Annotated in this window: 16 protein-coding genes; 11 read left to right on the plus strand and 5 right to left on the minus strand. The window is 70.0% G+C overall.

Annotated features, from left to right (window positions below; genetic code table 11):
• Positions 1 to 647: 647 nt before the first annotated feature.
• Entirely contained in the window at positions 648 to 1583 is a 936-nt protein-coding gene (locus EES42_RS07060) for a DUF3027 domain-containing protein (RefSeq protein WP_124717159.1), read from the minus strand.
• 524 nt (positions 1584 to 2107) lie between these two features.
• On the opposite strand from EES42_RS07060, the gene EES42_RS07070 reads away from it, so the two are divergent.
• From EES42_RS07070 to EES42_RS07085, 4 genes are read left to right on the plus strand one after another with little or no spacing between them, the layout of a single operon-like run.
• Positions 2108 to 3532, plus strand: a complete 1425-nt coding sequence (locus tag EES42_RS07070) for an MFS transporter (protein ID WP_124717160.1) — start codon at positions 2108 to 2110, stop codon at positions 3530 to 3532.
• Positions 3533 to 3559: 27 nt separating this feature from the next.
• On the plus strand, positions 3560 to 4039 hold the full coding sequence (locus tag EES42_RS07075; RefSeq protein ID WP_124717161.1) for a DUF2771 domain-containing protein: 480 nt from the start codon (positions 3560 to 3562) through the stop codon (positions 4037 to 4039).
• Positions 4040 to 4074: 35 nt separating this feature from the next.
• Positions 4075 to 4782 (plus strand): futalosine hydrolase, encoded by a 708-nt coding sequence (locus tag EES42_RS07080; protein ID WP_124717162.1) that lies wholly within the window; start codon positions 4075 to 4077, stop codon positions 4780 to 4782.
• Positions 4763 to 5689, plus strand: a complete 927-nt coding sequence (locus EES42_RS07085) for a 1,4-dihydroxy-6-naphthoate synthase (RefSeq protein ID WP_124717163.1) — start codon at positions 4763 to 4765, stop codon at positions 5687 to 5689. The genes EES42_RS07080 and EES42_RS07085 overlap by 20 nt, the downstream gene beginning before the upstream one ends.
• Positions 5690 to 5779: 90 nt before the next feature.
• Here EES42_RS07085 and EES42_RS47245 read toward each other — a convergent pair whose 3' ends face one another.
• Positions 5780 to 6163 carry a cold-shock protein gene (locus tag EES42_RS47245; RefSeq protein WP_072485776.1) on the minus strand — a complete coding sequence of 128 codons (384 nt, stop codon included), beginning with the start codon at positions 6161 to 6163 and terminating at the stop codon, positions 5780 to 5782.
• Between the two features lie 227 nt (positions 6164 to 6390).
• Between EES42_RS47245 and EES42_RS07095 the strand changes: the two genes are divergently transcribed.
• The 5 genes from EES42_RS07095 to EES42_RS07115 all read left to right on the plus strand — a co-directional run bounded on the left by EES42_RS07095 (position 6391) and on the right by EES42_RS07115 (position 11700).
• Positions 6391 to 6615: a hypothetical protein gene (locus EES42_RS07095; RefSeq protein ID WP_124717164.1), complete on the plus strand. Its 225-nt coding sequence runs from the start codon at positions 6391 to 6393 to the stop codon at positions 6613 to 6615.
• Between the two features lie 299 nt (positions 6616 to 6914).
• On the plus strand, positions 6915 to 7313 hold the full coding sequence (locus EES42_RS07100) for a DUF6507 family protein (protein ID WP_124717165.1): 399 nt from the start codon (positions 6915 to 6917) through the stop codon (positions 7311 to 7313).
• A gap of 558 nt (positions 7314 to 7871) precedes the next feature.
• Positions 7872 to 9362 carry a hypothetical protein gene (locus tag EES42_RS07105; protein WP_124717166.1) on the plus strand — a complete coding sequence of 497 codons (1491 nt, stop codon included), beginning with the start codon at positions 7872 to 7874 and terminating at the stop codon, positions 9360 to 9362.
• A complete protein-coding gene (locus EES42_RS45570) occupies positions 9359 to 10270 on the plus strand; it encodes a hypothetical protein (protein ID WP_206433382.1) in 912 nt (303 codons plus the stop codon). Before EES42_RS07105 ends, EES42_RS45570 begins: the two co-directional genes overlap by 4 nt.
• A gap of 23 nt (positions 10271 to 10293) precedes the next feature.
• Positions 10294 to 11700: a DUF6177 family protein gene (locus EES42_RS07115; protein WP_206433383.1), complete on the plus strand. Its 1407-nt coding sequence runs from the start codon at positions 10294 to 10296 to the stop codon at positions 11698 to 11700.
• Between the two features lie 122 nt (positions 11701 to 11822).
• Here the strand turns inward: EES42_RS07115 and EES42_RS07120 are convergent, their stop codons facing one another.
• Positions 11823 to 12017: a DUF397 domain-containing protein gene (locus tag EES42_RS07120; protein WP_241196260.1), complete on the minus strand. Its 195-nt coding sequence runs from the start codon at positions 12015 to 12017 to the stop codon at positions 11823 to 11825.
• 11 nt (positions 12018 to 12028) lie between these two features.
• A complete protein-coding gene (locus tag EES42_RS07125; RefSeq protein ID WP_124717168.1) occupies positions 12029 to 12880 on the minus strand; it encodes a helix-turn-helix domain-containing protein in 852 nt (283 codons plus the stop codon).
• A gap of 211 nt (positions 12881 to 13091) precedes the next feature.
• Between EES42_RS07125 and EES42_RS07130 the strand changes: the two genes are divergently transcribed.
• A complete protein-coding gene (locus tag EES42_RS07130; protein ID WP_124717169.1) occupies positions 13092 to 13526 on the plus strand; it encodes an ATP-binding protein in 435 nt (144 codons plus the stop codon).
• 217 nt (positions 13527 to 13743) lie between these two features.
• Complete coding sequence (locus EES42_RS07135) at positions 13744 to 14595, plus strand: serine hydrolase domain-containing protein (protein WP_124717170.1); 852 nt, start codon at positions 13744 to 13746, stop codon at positions 14593 to 14595.
• Positions 14596 to 14688: 93 nt separating this feature from the next.
• Here EES42_RS07135 and EES42_RS07140 read toward each other — a convergent pair whose 3' ends face one another.
• The gene (locus tag EES42_RS07140; RefSeq protein WP_241196261.1) at positions 14689 to 15312 is read right to left on the minus strand and encodes an HAD family hydrolase; all 624 of its coding nucleotides are present in this window, start codon (positions 15310 to 15312) and stop codon (positions 14689 to 14691) included.
• Between the last annotated feature and the right edge of the window lie 70 nt (positions 15313 to 15382).

Here is a 15382-nt window from a genome sequence, read left to right on the forward strand (position 1 = left end):
CCGGACGGGGCCCGCCGAACAGCGCTTCGGCCGGTTCGGGCCCTTGGGCTCCGCGTTTGGCTCCCGCGAGGGCTTCCGCGTTGGCCGGAGGTTGCCGCACCGCCCTCCACGGCAAGGGTTCCGTCCTCAATCGCCGGACGGGCTGGGTTTGCCGGGCTGGAGCAGATCGTCCGGTCCGGGTTTGCCGGGCCGGCGCGGATCATCCGGCCCCGGTTTGGTGAGCCGGCACGGGTCGCCCGGCCCGGGTTTGCCAGGCCGACGCGGATTGCCTGAACGGACGGAAGGTCCCCGGACGGAAGATCCTCGGACGTACGGAAGATCCCCGGGCCGACCTAAAGCCCCTCGGCCGGCGGAAGACCCTCAAACCGCCGGAGGATCCCCGAACCGACGTAAGCCCCTCGGCCGGCGGAAGACCCCCGGACGTCGAAATCCCAGCCCTCGGCGAATCTCCGGACGGACGGCAGAACCCTGGGCCCGCAGAAAGCCCGGTCCCCGGACGAGCGACAAGATCAAGCCCGTCCGGCGATTGAGGACAAAGCGGTGCGCCGGGGGCACCCGGCATCCCGCTCAAGCCTGTCCGGCGATTGAGGACGGAACCGGCCCGCCGGAGCAACCCGCACCCCCACGCACCCCGCCCCGGCCCCCGCCTACGAGTGGCCGAGGTCCTCCGTCGGCGCGTCCGCCTCCGCCGGGACGGAGCCGGAGTCCCGGGCCGGCCGCAACGGGTACTCGTCCACCTGCATCGTGTCCAGCGCATGCGGCGCCGGCTTCGGCGGCTTCGGCATCACCGCCGCCTCCGAGTGCCCACCGCACCCGTACGACAGCGACACGACCCGCCCGTCCGCCGGACCGAACTCGTTCGCGCACACCCCGAACGCCTGCCGCAGCGAGCCCGCCAACGGCACCAGGAACGCGCAGGTCACACACGAGGCCGGGGCCGCCTGGGCCATCGGCGTCTTCGCGCCGAACGCCTCGTCCCACCGGTCGGCCGCCGCATGCAGCCCGTACCGGGACAGCACCCGCGCCCGCCGCATGCCGAGCTCGTCCGCGACGGCCGCGATCGAGCCCCGGCTCGTCGTCGCGGGGCGGGTCGTCAGCTCCGCGTCCTCCGCGTCGACGAGGTCGGCCATCTCCTGCGAGACCTCGGAGACCGCGGAGTTCGGCGGCGGCTCGTCCTCACCGGTGTAGCCGGGCTCCAGGCGGATGTCGTCCGCCTCGGTGGGCAGCAGATCGCCCGGTCCCATGTCGCCCGGGCGCAGCCGCTCGCTCCACGGCACCCACTCCGGGGCGAGGATCGCGTCACTGCCGGGCAGCAGCACCGTTTCGTCGAGGGTGACGTTCTTCGCGCGGGAGGCCCGGGCGACCGTCACCGCCCAGCGCCAGCCCCGGTAGCCGGGCTTCTTGCACTCGAAGAAGTGCGTGACGACCCGGTCCCCCTCGGAGACCACGGCCACATGCTCACCGACGACCCCCGGCGCGGCTGCCTCCTCGGCCGCCGCGCGGGCCAGGTCTACCGCCTCGGCGCACAGACGGTCGGGAACAGGGGTACGGGCCGTACGGCTTCGCGTCGTCGCAGCACTCACAGGTCTCGCTTCTCTCCTACGCCAGTCTCACGAGCGCGCCAGCACATCCATCGATTTCGGCCATGACGGGTGGGGGCGGAGCGGACCTGGGGGCCGCGTCGACGTCCACACCCGTTACTGCCTGCCTCGGGCACACCTTCTGCAACCCATTCTGCGGGATCGCCGAGAGGCGCGCGGCCGAGAACAACCGCCGGTGGCGCGCTACGCACGCTACCCTCTCCGCCGCCCCCCGCCCACCTGCCCGTCCCAAACAACGCCGGATCCCGTGCCGAACAACGCCGGATCCGGTGGCGAACAACCCGTGTCCGATGCCGCGTCGCCCACGCAGAACGCCCGCCGGAGCCCACCCAGAATGCCTGCCGGAGAACACGCGGAACGCCTGCTGGAGCCCACGTCCGGCCGCCGCCCCGGGCCCGCCCCGGCCCCGTCAGGCAGGGGCGGATCACTGACCCGACAGGGCCAAGTGTGCCGCGCCCCGTGCCGATGCCGGTTCGGCACCACCACGGCTGGGGCACTATGACGAAGTGACTTCCGCCAGGTCGCACGAAGAATCCGGCCCGCTCCGCAGGACGGGCCGGGCGGTCGGTCATGCCCTCCACAAGCCGTTCACCGGCACCGCGAAGGGCATCCGGAAAGCAACGCACGCGCACGGCGCCGGTGAGTCCGGGCTCGGCAAACTGATCGAACTGCACGCCGTGAACGGCGCGGGCGACGTGATGATCACGGTCGCGCTCGCCTCGACGGTCTTCTTCTCCGTACCGACGGACGAGGCCCGCGGCCGGGTCGCCCTCTACCTCGCCGTCACCATGGCCCCCTTCACGCTCCTGGCCCCCGTGATCGGCCCGCTCCTGGACCGGCTGCCGCACGGCCGCCGCGCCGCGATGGCCGGGTCGATGCTGGCCCGTGCGGTGCTGGCGCTCACCATGTCGGGCGCGGTCGCCACCGGCGGCCTGGAGCTGTATCCGGCCGCGCTGGGCGTCCTGGTCTGCTCCAAGGCGTACGGGGTGGTGCGCAGCGCCGTCGTGCCGCGTCTGCTGCCGCCGCGTTTCTCCCTGGTGAAGGCGAATTCCCGGGTCACCCTGGCCGGGCTCCTGGCGACCGGGATCGCGGCACCGATCGGGGCGGGGCTCCAGACCGTCGGGCCCGGCTGGCCGCTGTACGGCGCGTGCGTGATCTTCCTCGGCGGGACCGTGCTCGCCTTCACGCTGCCGCACAAGGTCGACTCCGCGAAGGGCGAGCGGAAGGCCCAGCTGGTGGAGCCGCACGGCGTGGCGGTCTCCCTGAGCGAGCCGGGGGGCGCCGGCAGGCGGCCGGGCCGGGCGCGGCGCCGGGAGCGGAACGGCGAGAAGCGGCCCGGTCTGCGGTCCGTGGGCCCGTCCGTACTGAACGGGCTCCAGGCCAACTCCGCGCACCGCGCGCTCTCCGGCTTCCTGATCTTCTTCCTGGCGTTCCTGCTGCGCGAGCACCCGCTCGCCGGGCAGAGCGCCGCCGTCTCACTCGGCATCGCCGGCGTCGCGGCCGGCGTGGGCAACGCGTCCGGCACGGCCGTCGGCTCCTGGCTGCGGGCCCGCGGCCCCGAGATGATCGTCGTCTCCGTGCTGGCCCTGGCCCTGCTCGTCGCGGTGCTCGCCGCGCTCTTCTTCAGCACGGTCATGGTCGCCGCGCTCAGCGCCACCGCGGGTTTCACGCTGGCCCTGTCGAAACTCTCGCTGGACGCGATGATCCAGCGCGACGTACCCGAAGAGGTACGCAGCTCAGCGTTCGCCCGGTCCGAGACCGTGCTCCAGATGGCCTGGGTGGTCGGCGGCGGCATCGGCATCGCCCTCCCCCTCAACGGCGTACTGGGCATGTCGGTCGCCGCGGGCATCCTCGCCCTCGGCGCCGCAACGTCCGTACGGGGTCTGCTGAGCGCGGCGCGCCGCGGCTCGCCGCACCCCCGCGTGGCGTGAACCGGAGCGACCGATAGCCTTCGGCCCATGACCGTTGCGTTCTTCTCCGGTAAGGGCCGCCGAATCGGCGTCGCTCTTGGTGCCGTGTCCGCGGGACTCCTTGTCCTCTCCGCCTGCGACAAGCCGACGCCGCTCGCGACCGTAACGGTCGGCGGCAACTCGGTGAGCGCCGAGGCGTCCTGCTACAACGACGGCAAGGCCCTCGACAAGTCCGAGTACCAGAGCTGCCTCAACAAGAAGGCGGAGAAGTCCGTCGAGGTCGCGATGGACGACAAGGTCCGCTTCGGCGTCGACCCCGAGGTCGCGGACAACGGCTGGACCCTGTTCATCAACGGTCAGCAGGCCGAGCAGGAGCCGTACAAGAAGACCTACCGGTCCATCCCGGGCAGCGCCTTCTTCTCCAGCCAGACCGGCGAGACCACGAACAAGACGCAGATCAGCATCGTGGAGACCAAGGGCAAGGAGCTCGTCGGCATCTGGCACTTCGAGCTGAAGAAGACCTCCTGATCCCCTCCCCCTCCTGACCTCGGAGGATTCGCCCCGTGCGTGTGCTCGTCGTGACCGCTGTCCCCGCAGAACGGGACGCGGTCACGCGTGCGTTCGGGGCCGTTCCCGAGGCGCGGGTGCACCATGTCCTCGGCGCCGAACTCCACCGCGCGGGCCCCTTCGACGTCCTCGCGGGCGGCGCCGGACCGGCGGCCTCGGCGGCCTCGGCGGCCTTCGCTCTGGCCTCGGACAGGGGCTACGGCCTGGTGATCTCGGCCGGTATCGGCGGCGGGTTCGCCGGTGTCGCACCGGTCGGCTCCCTCGTGGTGGCCGCCCGCATCGGCGCGGCGGACCTGGGCGCCGAGACCGCGACGGGTTTCGTGCCGGTCACCGAGCTGGGCTTCGGCCGCACCTGGCATCTCCCGCCCCGATCGCTGGTACGGGAGGTGGCCGCCGCCACCGGCGCGCTCACCGGTGACATCCTCACCGTCTCCACCGTGACCGGCTCCGCCGACCGCGCCGCTGCCCTGCTCGCCGCGCACCCGGCGGCCGCCGCCGAGGCGATGGAGGGCTTCGGGGTCGCCGAGGCCGCCGACCGTATCGGCGTGCCCGCCCTGGAGATCAGGGCCGTCTCGAACGCCGTCGGCCCGCGTGACCGGGACGCCTGGCGCATCGGCGACGCGCTGGCCGCGCTCACCGAGGCGTTCGGGAAGCTCGTACCCGTACTGGAAGGTTGGACCCACCATGACCGACACGACTCCTGACCCGTCGAACGATCTGCCGAACAGCCTGTCGGGCGCCCAGTCCGGCACCCCGTCCGACGCCTCGTCGGCCCCGCTGCGGATCGCCTTCTCGCCCTGCCCGAACGACACCTTCGTCTTCGACGCCTGGGCGCACGGAAGGGTCCCCGGCGCGCCCGCCCTCGATGTCACCTTCGCGGACATCGACATCACCAACGGCATGGCCGAGCGCGGCGAGCTCGATGTCCTCAAGGTCTCGTACGCGGTGCTGCCGTGGGTGCTCGACGAGTACGCGCTGCTGCCGTGCGGCGGGGCGCTGGGCCGGGGCTGCGGTCCGCTGGTCCTCACCAAGGAGGCGGGCACGGACCTGACGGGGAAGACCGTCGCCGTACCGAGCGAGCGCTCCACCGCCTATCTGCTGTTCCGCCTCTGGGCGGCCGAGGTGGTGCCGGGCGGGGTCGGCGAGATCGTCGTGATGCCGTTCGACGAGATCATGCCCGCCGTGCGCGACGGGAAGGTGGACGCCGGTCTCGTCATCCACGAGGCCCGGTTCACGTACCAGAACTACGGGCTGCACAACCTCGCGGACATGGGCCGGCACTGGGAGGAGACGACCGGGCTGCCGATCCCGCTCGGCGCGATCATCGCCAAGCGCTCGCTGGGCGAGGGCACGCTGAAGCTGCTCGCCGACTCGGTGCGGACCTCGGTGCGGATGGCCTGGGACGACCCGGAGACGTCCCGGCCCTATGTGCTGGCGCACGCCCAGGAGATGGATCCGGCCGTGGCGGACCAGCACATCGGGCTGTACGTCAACGAGTTCACCGCCGACCTGGGCGAGGACGGCTACGCGGCGATCCGCGGACTGCTGACCCGCGCCGCGGCCGAGGGACTGGTACCGCCCCTCGGCCCCGACGCGCTGTCGTTCGTCTGAGCTGCGCCTTTTTGTTGGTTCTCAGACGTCGAGTTTGTTGGTTCTCAGACGTCGAGTTTGTTGGTTCTCAGACGTCGAGTTTGTTGGTTCTCAGACGTCGAGCTGGTCGGCGACCGCGCGCAGCAGGCCGCCGATCTTCTTGCCGGCCGCCTTGTCAGGGTAGCGGCCGCGCTCCAGCATCGGCGTGATGTTCTCCAGCAGGGTGGTCAGGTCCTGCACGATGGACGCCAGCTCGTCCGGCTTGCGGCGCTGCGCGGCCGCGACGGACGGGGTCGGGTCCAGGATCGCCACCGAGAGAGCCTGGTCACCTCGCTGACCTGCGACGACCCCGAATTCCACGCGTTGGCCGGGCTTGAGGGCGTCGACGCCGTCGGGGAGCACGGAGGAGTGCACGAAGACGTCGCCGCCGTCGTCGCGGGAGAGGAAGCCGAAGCCCTTCTCGCTGTTGAACCACTTGACCTTGCCAGTCGGCAAAGCACGCACCCCATCTCAACCCGTATGCAACCTGTATGCCGGAACCCGGAACAAAGCCTCAGCAGGTCAGGCTATCCAGTGGTGGTGCTCCCCTGCTGGCAGCAGCCTCCCCAGGGGGAGTACCCCTCGTCAAGCCTGGTCATCCGGACTCTGTCCGGAAACGGCGCTTGCTTTCCGCGCCGGTGGCCGGGGGGCGGTTCGCCGCCGCCGAGAACTACCCTGGCCGGGTGAGTACTACACCTTCTGGCGCAGGTGACCGGCTGGTCCGGATCGGCGCGATCGTCTTCTTCCTCGGCGCACTGTCCACCCTGGTCACGATGGCGCCCCTCTTCCTCGGCACCCACCCGCTGCCGTCCATCGCCTGGTCACTGTGCATGCTGATGGGCGTCGGCTTCCTGATCGCCGCGGCAGGCGTGATCCGGTCGGTGCGCGCGGGGGCGGCGAAGCAGTAAGGCTCACCCCTTCCCTGCCGCAAACATCACCGGCCGTTCCATTCAGCCATCCGGCCGCAACCTCGCAGGGGCGGCGGCCGGAGTCGGCGAAGGCGCTTTGGGCTGCTCACGAGGTAATGCCGCCCGATCGCCACAACGCCCCGACACCACGCCCCGTGTTCAATCCAATACGTGTTTGGCCTGAAGTGCGTTGCCACTGCTACGGGCCCCTTGATACAGATGAAGATCCTGTCGTCGGCTGCGCGCATATCGCCGGACGCAGTTGACGCAACGTATGGGCCGGGGGATGCGGGGGACGCATGACGGGGTGGGACATCAGGCCGAGCGGGGTGGAGTCCGTTCTGTCGTTGGTGGGTCTGGCCGCCGAGGACCTGAGCAAGGGCGTCAGGGGCTACGGCGAGAACGTGGAGGACGCCGCGCTGCACGCGGGGACGATCAGCGGGCCGTACTGCGGCGAAGCACCGGCGGGACCGGTCGGCGCCGCGGTCGCGAACTTCATCTCGGACACTCAGCAGCAGATCAGGTTCATGGCCGCCCGCACGAAGAAGTCAATGGACGGAACGGTCAAGGCCACCACCGAGTACATCGAGGGTGATCTGGCCATGGCCGCCCGCGCCCAGCGCGAGGCGTCGAAGGCCCCGACCCCCGCCGAGATCAGGGCGGTCGGCCAGAAGCCCGGCCACCGGGGCGGGGAGTAGCCGACGTGATCGAACCGGGCGGGATACCCCAGTACACCGGTGACTTCGGCCAGCTGGAGAAGGCCGCGTCCGGCCTGCGTACGCAGGCCACGGGCATCCGGAACGGCGGGAAGGACGTCCACTCCCGCTTCCAGGCGACGGCCGCGTACTACAAGGCGCCCGAGGCCGAAAAGCTGTTCTCCTCCACCCAGCCCGTCATGGACACGGCCGACGAATTCGCGGGGAGCATCGAGTCGCTCGCCGACGCCCTGGACACGTTCGTCTTCGAGGCCAAACCCCACGCCGACCGGCTCAAGCAGCTGAGGCTGGACGCGATCGCCTTCGTCGACAGCGTCCGGGGCCATGACGACTGGACCCAGGACAAGAACAAGACCGACAAGCACCAGGCACTGATGGACGGCGTGGCCGCGGCGCGCGACGGCTTCCAGGAAGCCGAACGCAGCGCGGCCAACAAGATCAACGCACTCAGTCCGGGAGCCTGCCGCCCCGCTTGGATCGTGGACGACGGCACCCATGGACTCGGCATGTACGGCCAGAACGCCGACACGCTCAAAGGGCATGAAGGACCTGCCGTGGGGCAGTCCGGAGGGACGCACCTACGAGCGGTGGAGCCTGGAGTGGTGGGGGCACGGGGCCAAGAGCTGGGCGTGGGACGGCATAGCCAAGGACAGCATCTGGGGCGGCATCGACGGCCTGGGCACCCTGATCGGCTTCCACGGCGGCGAGGCGCGCGACCAGGCATGGGACGGTCTGCGACGGACGGCCGTCGGTGGTTACGCCTACGGCATGGACCTGTTCGGCCAGGACGAGCACCTCTCCGGCTGGCAGCGCGAGAGCAAGGCGTACGCGAAGGAGTTCGGCAAGCAGTTCATCGCGTACGACATGGCGGAGGAGGACCCCGCCCGCGCCCACGCCGTGCTCTCCTTCAACATCCTCACCCTCGCCACCGGCCCCTTCGCCGCCGCCGCGAAGCTGGGCAAGGGCGGCACGATCGCGAAGGCCGCCGGCACCATGGCGAAGATCGGCGACGCCCTCGACCCACTCTCCGGCACGTTCAAGGCCGCCAAGGCGCTTTCGGGTCTGCCCAAGGTCTCCCAGGTCCTGGCCAACGTCAGCGACCACCTCCAGCTACCGAAGACCAGGTTCCCCGACGGCGCCCTCGACCTGAGCGACCGTTTCCGGGTCGACAAGGACGGCAACTTCATCCCGCTCGGCCGGGACGGCACTCCCGACCTGGCCCCGGCCAGACACGAACCCTCTGCCGCCGAACGGGGCGCCGGCCAACCGCACGGCGATCGCGAACCGGTCGGCGTCGGAGGCCGCGCGCCCGCAGCGACCGCCCACGCGGGCGACGGCCTGCCGCCGCGCGGCGGTCTTGAAGCAGACGGTGGCGCGGTTCACGGAAGCGGCGGCCACGCAAGCGCTGATCACGGTACACACGGTGGCTCAGGAAGTGACGAACCCACTCCCGGCAGGAGTGGTGCCCATCCGGAGCACATTCCGGGCCCCGGCGAGCACGCCCATGACCACGGCATGAACGACACCCCTCCCGCGTCAGGCGGTGCCGACGGCCGAGGAAGCACCTGGGACTCTTCAGCACACAAAAAGGGCGTGTGGCCCGCCAGGAGTGACATCCCTGGACCGGCTGCCGGAGAAGAACTGAAGCCCCCCAACGCCAGACACACGATCAGTGGATCCGCCGGGAGGGAAATCAAGGAGAAAAACAGCATCATCTTGCGTGGATACTCCCGCGAGATCGGAAAAGACATCGCCGGTATCGCGGAGGGGCGAGCAAAACTCACCGCGGACGGGAACCGCTATAAAATTAATGGCCGTACCTACGGAGTGGAGCCGGGCGGCCGCGTCTACCCTGAATCAGGGCCGGGTATCGTCAATCTTGACAGGAACGAATACGCCGCATTGCAGCAGGTAGTGAAGGCCAAGGGTGACATTGATGCCGCGCCCCAGTTGACGCGGAACCCTCGGTTCGTCAACAACCCGCAAGCCGTCCAAAAGGCGCTGGACCTCTACAACGGGACCTACCGATGACATACAACCTCTTCACCACCGATCGCCTGCAACCGCCCCGAGTCTCCGATGCCCTGGCTTCATGCCTGTGCGTTGAGCCGAACTCCGTCGATGTCGCCGACGTCGACGCCGATCAGGACATCCGCAACTGGGATGCTCTTGCCCTGTGCGACTACTCGGATGTCCTTGGCGATGTGTCACTGACTCTGGACATCTTCGTCCAGGATGCCGTCTCCCAGCAGCCGCCCGAGTCGGAATTCGCTTCGCGTTTCGCTGTTGCGGCGCAGACCGTGGTCCTGTATCCCGCAGAAGAGCACCTCCCCAGCGCATATTGGCTGGTGACTCCAACCGGTTTGGTGACCCGCGCACGCCTCTTGGCGTCGGACGACGAGCGACCCGAGTACTCCATCGATGCTGTTGAGGCTGCCGTCCCTCAGCTTCCCGGAATTCGTGTCATGCAGCTTCCGGAGATCGTCCGGGAACAACATGTCCCCACGCCGACCACCTCGGAATTCGTTCACGCCACGGAGCTCCTCAGAAAAGCGCAGGAAATCCCCGCAAACCCTGCACTCGCTGATGAATCAGAATCTCATCTGTACCATTCTCGGGCTTATCTTGCAGAATGGGAGAGAATGGTGCGGCGTATGGAATCAGGCTGGCATCCCACCGGTAAATACCCGGTCGAGTTGTACTGCGAAGCTCTACTGGCACGAGACCGGATCGAGCAGCTGCCGGAGGAACTCTCCAGGCCGGTGGCCGATCTCCTGCGCCAGTCCGTCGGGCAACTCGACGAGGCGTTCAAGAAGTGCACCGCGCCGGACGACACCTGGGCGGCTGAGGCAGAAGTCCCCGGATCTCCCGCTGATCTCGGCGGACGTGGTTGGTGGTGGCACCGCAAGCCTCTCACCTTGCCGTGGGACAAGAACTGATTCCGAAGTAAGCGAGGCAGCACATGACCCAGGACGTCATAGCCCTCACCCCGCAGATGCCGGACACCAGGACGCTGCTGGCCGGGCTCCTCGCCGGCGGTCCCGATCTGCTCGTGAACCGGGCGGGCGACGGCTCCGTCGCTCAGCTGTGCACGGCCGCCGGGCAGGCGCTGGTGTCGCTCGAAGCGCCCCGGTACGTCCAAGTGCCGGGCGAGGTCGCCCGGTTGCTCGGGCCGGCCACGCAGGCCGAGTCGCCCGTGTGGTGGACCGAAGCGCGGGCGACCAGTTCCGTGGAGGGGGCCGCGGAGCTGGCCGGGTCCGTCGCCGGGCGGCTGGTCGCCGTGCACGGGGGTGACGTCTGGCCACGCGAGGCCGGTCATACCGATGTCGTGGCCGATCTCGCCGACGCCGCCGCGGACACCGTCCCCCTGGGCGTCGACCTGCTCACCGAGAAGGCCGCCGTCGTCATCCAGGGCCGCCCCGTGATCGCTGCCACGACTTGGCTGACCGACGTGGTGCGCAACGCGGCCCGCACCGAACGCGAACTGCAGATCGTCACCCCGCCCGGCACCCGGCTCACGTTCCCCGCCCGCACACTGCTGGACGGGCTGCCCTCCCGCTGGGTCGTGAGCGACCCCGGGTGCGGTTACTACGACGGCCTCTCCGGAGCCGTACTGCACTGGCACGAGGGGCGATTCACCCACGCAACCGGCGACAAGCCCCAGACAGCGGATGCTTTCCGGCCCCGACCCGGCACCGGAGGCGAACGGCAACTGCTGCTCTCCATCCGTACGGTCCACCCCGCCGACGAGCATCTCGTCCTGGGCGGCGCCCTGGAACAGGCATGGCGCACGCTCACCGGAGCCCCGCCCGCCGGATGGGCAACCTCCGAGCCCATCAGCGCCCCTTGGTCACCAAGGCAGTTGACCGACCTGTCCCGCACCCGCGCCCAGCAATCCCTGCCCACCTGGGCCGTCGCGATCGGAACCCCCGACCGCCCGGCGATCGCCGCCATGCGCACCACCCGCACCCACCTCGGCGTCGAAGAGCACATCACGCTGGCCATCGGCTACCGCGCCGATCAGCACACTCCGGTGGACGCCATGCCCGAGCTGGCCGAATCCCTGGTCGCCAGGCACAACCTCGCCACGATGATCGGCCAACTGCGCACCGCACGCGCGGATCTGACCACCCCCGCCCACCACGAGCGACCCCCGGTGCCGCTCTCCTTCACCCTCGGCCCCGACGCCGTGGCCGACCTCGGCCTCGACCACGTCCGCCGGGCCCTCGCCGGCACCGCTCCCACCCGCCTCGGCCCGGCCGCCCGGCCCGCCCTGCACCACACGCTCGGCGACGGCACCGACCTCGCCGCCTGGCAGCGCCTGCGGCAGATCAACGACCACTTGGCAGCCAGCAGCAGTGGAGCCTGATCCCCCGGCCGGAGCGTGCGGACCCCAAGCGTTCATCTCATCGAACGAGCAGGAACGGACTGTCTCCTGACGCCGACTCGGCATGGTGCCCGCGCCAGGGGGAAGCGGGTGGGATGCGGGAGTCAGTCCTTGCGGTGGCCCGGCTTGAGGGTGCGTACAAGGGCGGCCCAGGCAGCGGGTGTGGTGCGGAGTATCGCCCCGGTAGGGTCGCTGCTCTCGGTGAGCTTGACGCCGCCGCCGACATCCGTGGCGACATGTACGCACGAGTCGCCCTGGGCGCAGTAGGACGACTTCTGCCAATGGTCGTGTGCGGGCATCGGCATTCCTCTCATAGCTGCTGACTGATGTGGTGGATCAGATCCCTGGTGTCCTGGGGCGACAGTGCGGCACCCTCAATCCTGCTGAACAGGGTCCGGTAGTTCCGCAGTTGGGTCTCTGCGTCGAGGAACGCGAGGCCGTGGGACTGATCGAGGTGGACGGTGTCCAGTTCGGGGACCGGGCCGTACGCGTAGTAGATGGACTGGCCGGAGCCAGGGACCGCGCCTGCCTTGAACGGGATGACCTGGATGGTGACATGGTCCTGCTCGCTCATGTCGAGGAGGTGCCACAGCTGCGCCCGCGCCGTCTCGGGACCGCCGACCTCGGTGCGGAGCGCGGCCTCGTGGATGAGTGCTTGGTACGAGGCCGGCCCGGCCCCGCACAGCACGGCCTGGCGCTTCATCCGGAAGGAGACGCGGTGCTCGATGTCCGACGGCGGGAGCTCCGGGACGTGCTGTCGGAAGATTTCCCGCGCGTGGTCGGCACTCTGGAGCAGCCCGGGAATGTGCGCAGTAATGGCGCCGCGTAGTCGTTCTGCATGGTGTTCCAGCTCTGCAAGGTCCAGGAGAGAGGTCGGCAGGAGTTCCTGGTAATCGGACCACCAGCCGCGCTTCCGGTCATTGACCATGTCGACCAGAGCTTCGATGAAGGCACGGTCGGAGCACTCGTAGTTCTGCGCCATGGTGCGCAGCCGCTCGCCGCTCACCCCGAACCTGGCCGTCTCGATGTTGCTCAGCTGGCCCTGGCCTATGCCGTGCACGCGGGCCGCCTCGGTGGCGGTGAGACCGGCGCGCTCGCGCAATTTGCGCAGCTCGGTGGCGATCCGGATGCGCCGACCAGTGGGGGCAGACCTGCCAGCCATGTAACTCCTCCTTGGCGGAGTCGAGTTCGACTCATCACTCACGCGAGGGAATCTGCATGCCATTTCACGCATGCGCTGCAAATAGAACTTGCGGAGACCCTATTCTCAGTCCCAGGCCACCCGCCCGGAAGTACCCCGCTCGACGGAGCGGCCTCGTCACCGGGCAGCAGGAAATCCGCGATCCAACTTCCTCCCGTGAACGGAGACTTCCATGGTCGCTTCCACGGTATCCCCGCCCTGGACATACACCCTCCAACTCCCGCAGGATCCCCGCGCACCGGGCGTCGCCCGCGCCACCCTCCGCAACGTCCTGCGCGTGCACGGCATGCATGAACTCACCGAGGTCGCCGAGCTGTTGGCGAGCGAACTGGTCACCAACGCGTATCTGTACTCCTCGGGCCCGTACTCCCTCCGCCTGCGCGATGCCGGGCGCGGCCGGGTCCGGCTGAGCGTGTGGGACACCGATCCGCGCATCCCCGCCCCGTTCCGGTGGGGCATGCCTCCGCCGGAGGAACTGGCCGAGCGGGGGCGGGGGTTGTACCTCGTCACTCTGTACGCGGAGTGCTGGGGCGCGTACCCCATGCGGGGCGGGTTGCCGGGGCAGGGCGGGAAGCTGCTCTGGGTGGAGTGTGCGGCGAAGGTGTAGAGGATCCGCCGACACGCCAACCGCGTCCCGGGCCTCATGGGCAGTACGCCAGGCACCACAGTCGCAGTTCGTTGTTGCCGCTTGTCGTCCCGCGCCTGGTGCGTGGCTCGAACTGGGCAGCATGGTTCAAGAGCCCAACTACGTTCGGGAGCTCCGGAATCGGCCACCGCCCGGGACCTGCCAGGCACAAGGAGCCGGAACAAAGGAGTACTTGGACATGCGTCCCGTCCCCACCTGCATCCTCGGCAACAGCGAAGCCCCTCAGGTCCTGCATGGGCATGCCCTCGACGCGTACGTCCAGATCGGGTCTCTGAGCAAGGTGCTCACCGGAACCGCGCTGGCCCGGCTGGCCGCCGCGGGGGTGCTGCGGCCGGATGACCCGGTGGAGCGGTTCCTGCCCGTTCCGCGGGGCACCGGCATCACCTTGGAGCACCTCGCCCGGCACACCTCGGGGCTGCCGCGACTCCCGCCGCGCGTGAGACGGCGCGACCCGTACGCCGCCTTCGACGATGCCGCCCTGCACGCCGTGCTCCAGGGGCTGGACACCCTCGCCACCGCTGCCCCGGGCGATACGGAGGAGTACTCCAACCTCGGGTACGCCGTCCTCGGAGCCGCGCTGGTTTCCGCCGCGGGTATGCCCTACCAGGAGCTTATGGACCACTACGTCCTTGCCCCTCTGGGCATCACCGAGGTGACGAGCGCTCCGCCGCCGGACAGACGCCTGTGCAGCCGCGGGCTGTTCGGCCGCCCGCGCCGGCCCTGGACCATGAGCGGCGCCGTCCTCCCCGCCGGCGGGCTCTGGGCCACCCCGCGGGCCACCGCCGATCTGGTGACCGCGCTCCTCATCGACCGGAAACTGGGGGAGCCCGCCCTGTCCTGGCAGCGGGCCGGCACCCTGCTCTGGCACAACGGCGCCACCGGCGACGCCTCCGTTTTCGCCGGGGCCGTGCCGGACGGCAGATGGGTGCTGGTCCACCGCCTCACCGGTCAGGCCGACCGCACCGACGAACTGGGCATCGAACTCCTGCGCCGGGCCACGTCCGGCGACCCCGCCGACAGCAGGACCTGATCCGCCCCGGCCGAACAGCGATGAGCCGCAGCCGCCAGCCGCAGCCGCCACCGGAAGCGGCAGCGACCCCGCCCCTGATCCGCCGGAGAGGCGCTACCCCCTGTACTCCTCGTACTCCTCCAGCCAAGCCGGGAACTCCGTCAGAGACGACAGGACGACGTCCGCGCCCGCCGCCCGGAGTTCCGCCGCGTCGCACGGGCCCGTGGTGACCGTCACCGACAGGGCGCCGGCCGTGCGGGCGCCGCGTACGTCGCCGGTGTGGTCGCCGACGTAGATGTGGGCGCCGTGCTCGCGCAGGGCGTGGCCCTTCGCCTCGGCCCACAGGCCGCCGATGACCGCGTCGGGGTCGATGCCGAGGTGGGTCAGGTGGAGTTCCGCGTTGGGGTGGTGCTTCGCGGTGACGACTATGGCGCGGCCGCCGCGCTTCCGGATCGCCGCCATCGACTCCCGCGCGCCCGGCAGCGCCGGGCTCGGGGTGATGGCGTGTGTGGGATAGATCTCCCGGTAGCGGTCGGCGGTGGCCGCCACCGCGTCGGCCGGGAACCAGTTCCGCAGCTCGTCCTCGACCGGCGGGCCGAGCCTGCTCACCACCAGGTCGGCATCGATCGGCGTCCCGGTTTCGGCGGAGAGCGCCAGGTAGGCGGCCTTGATTCCGGGGCGGGAGTCGATGAGCGTCATGTCGAGGTCGAAGCCGACCGTCAGGGGGTGTGAGGGCATGACGTCCATTGTCGCGGGAGCGGGCGCCGGGTCCGTCCCCCGGTGCGGCCTTCGGGCCCGAAACGACGGT

The sequence above is a fragment of the Streptomyces sp. ADI95-17 genome (genome assembly GCF_003846175.1).
Taxonomy (GTDB): Bacteria; Actinomycetota; Actinomycetes; order Streptomycetales; family Streptomycetaceae; genus Streptomyces; species Streptomyces sanglieri.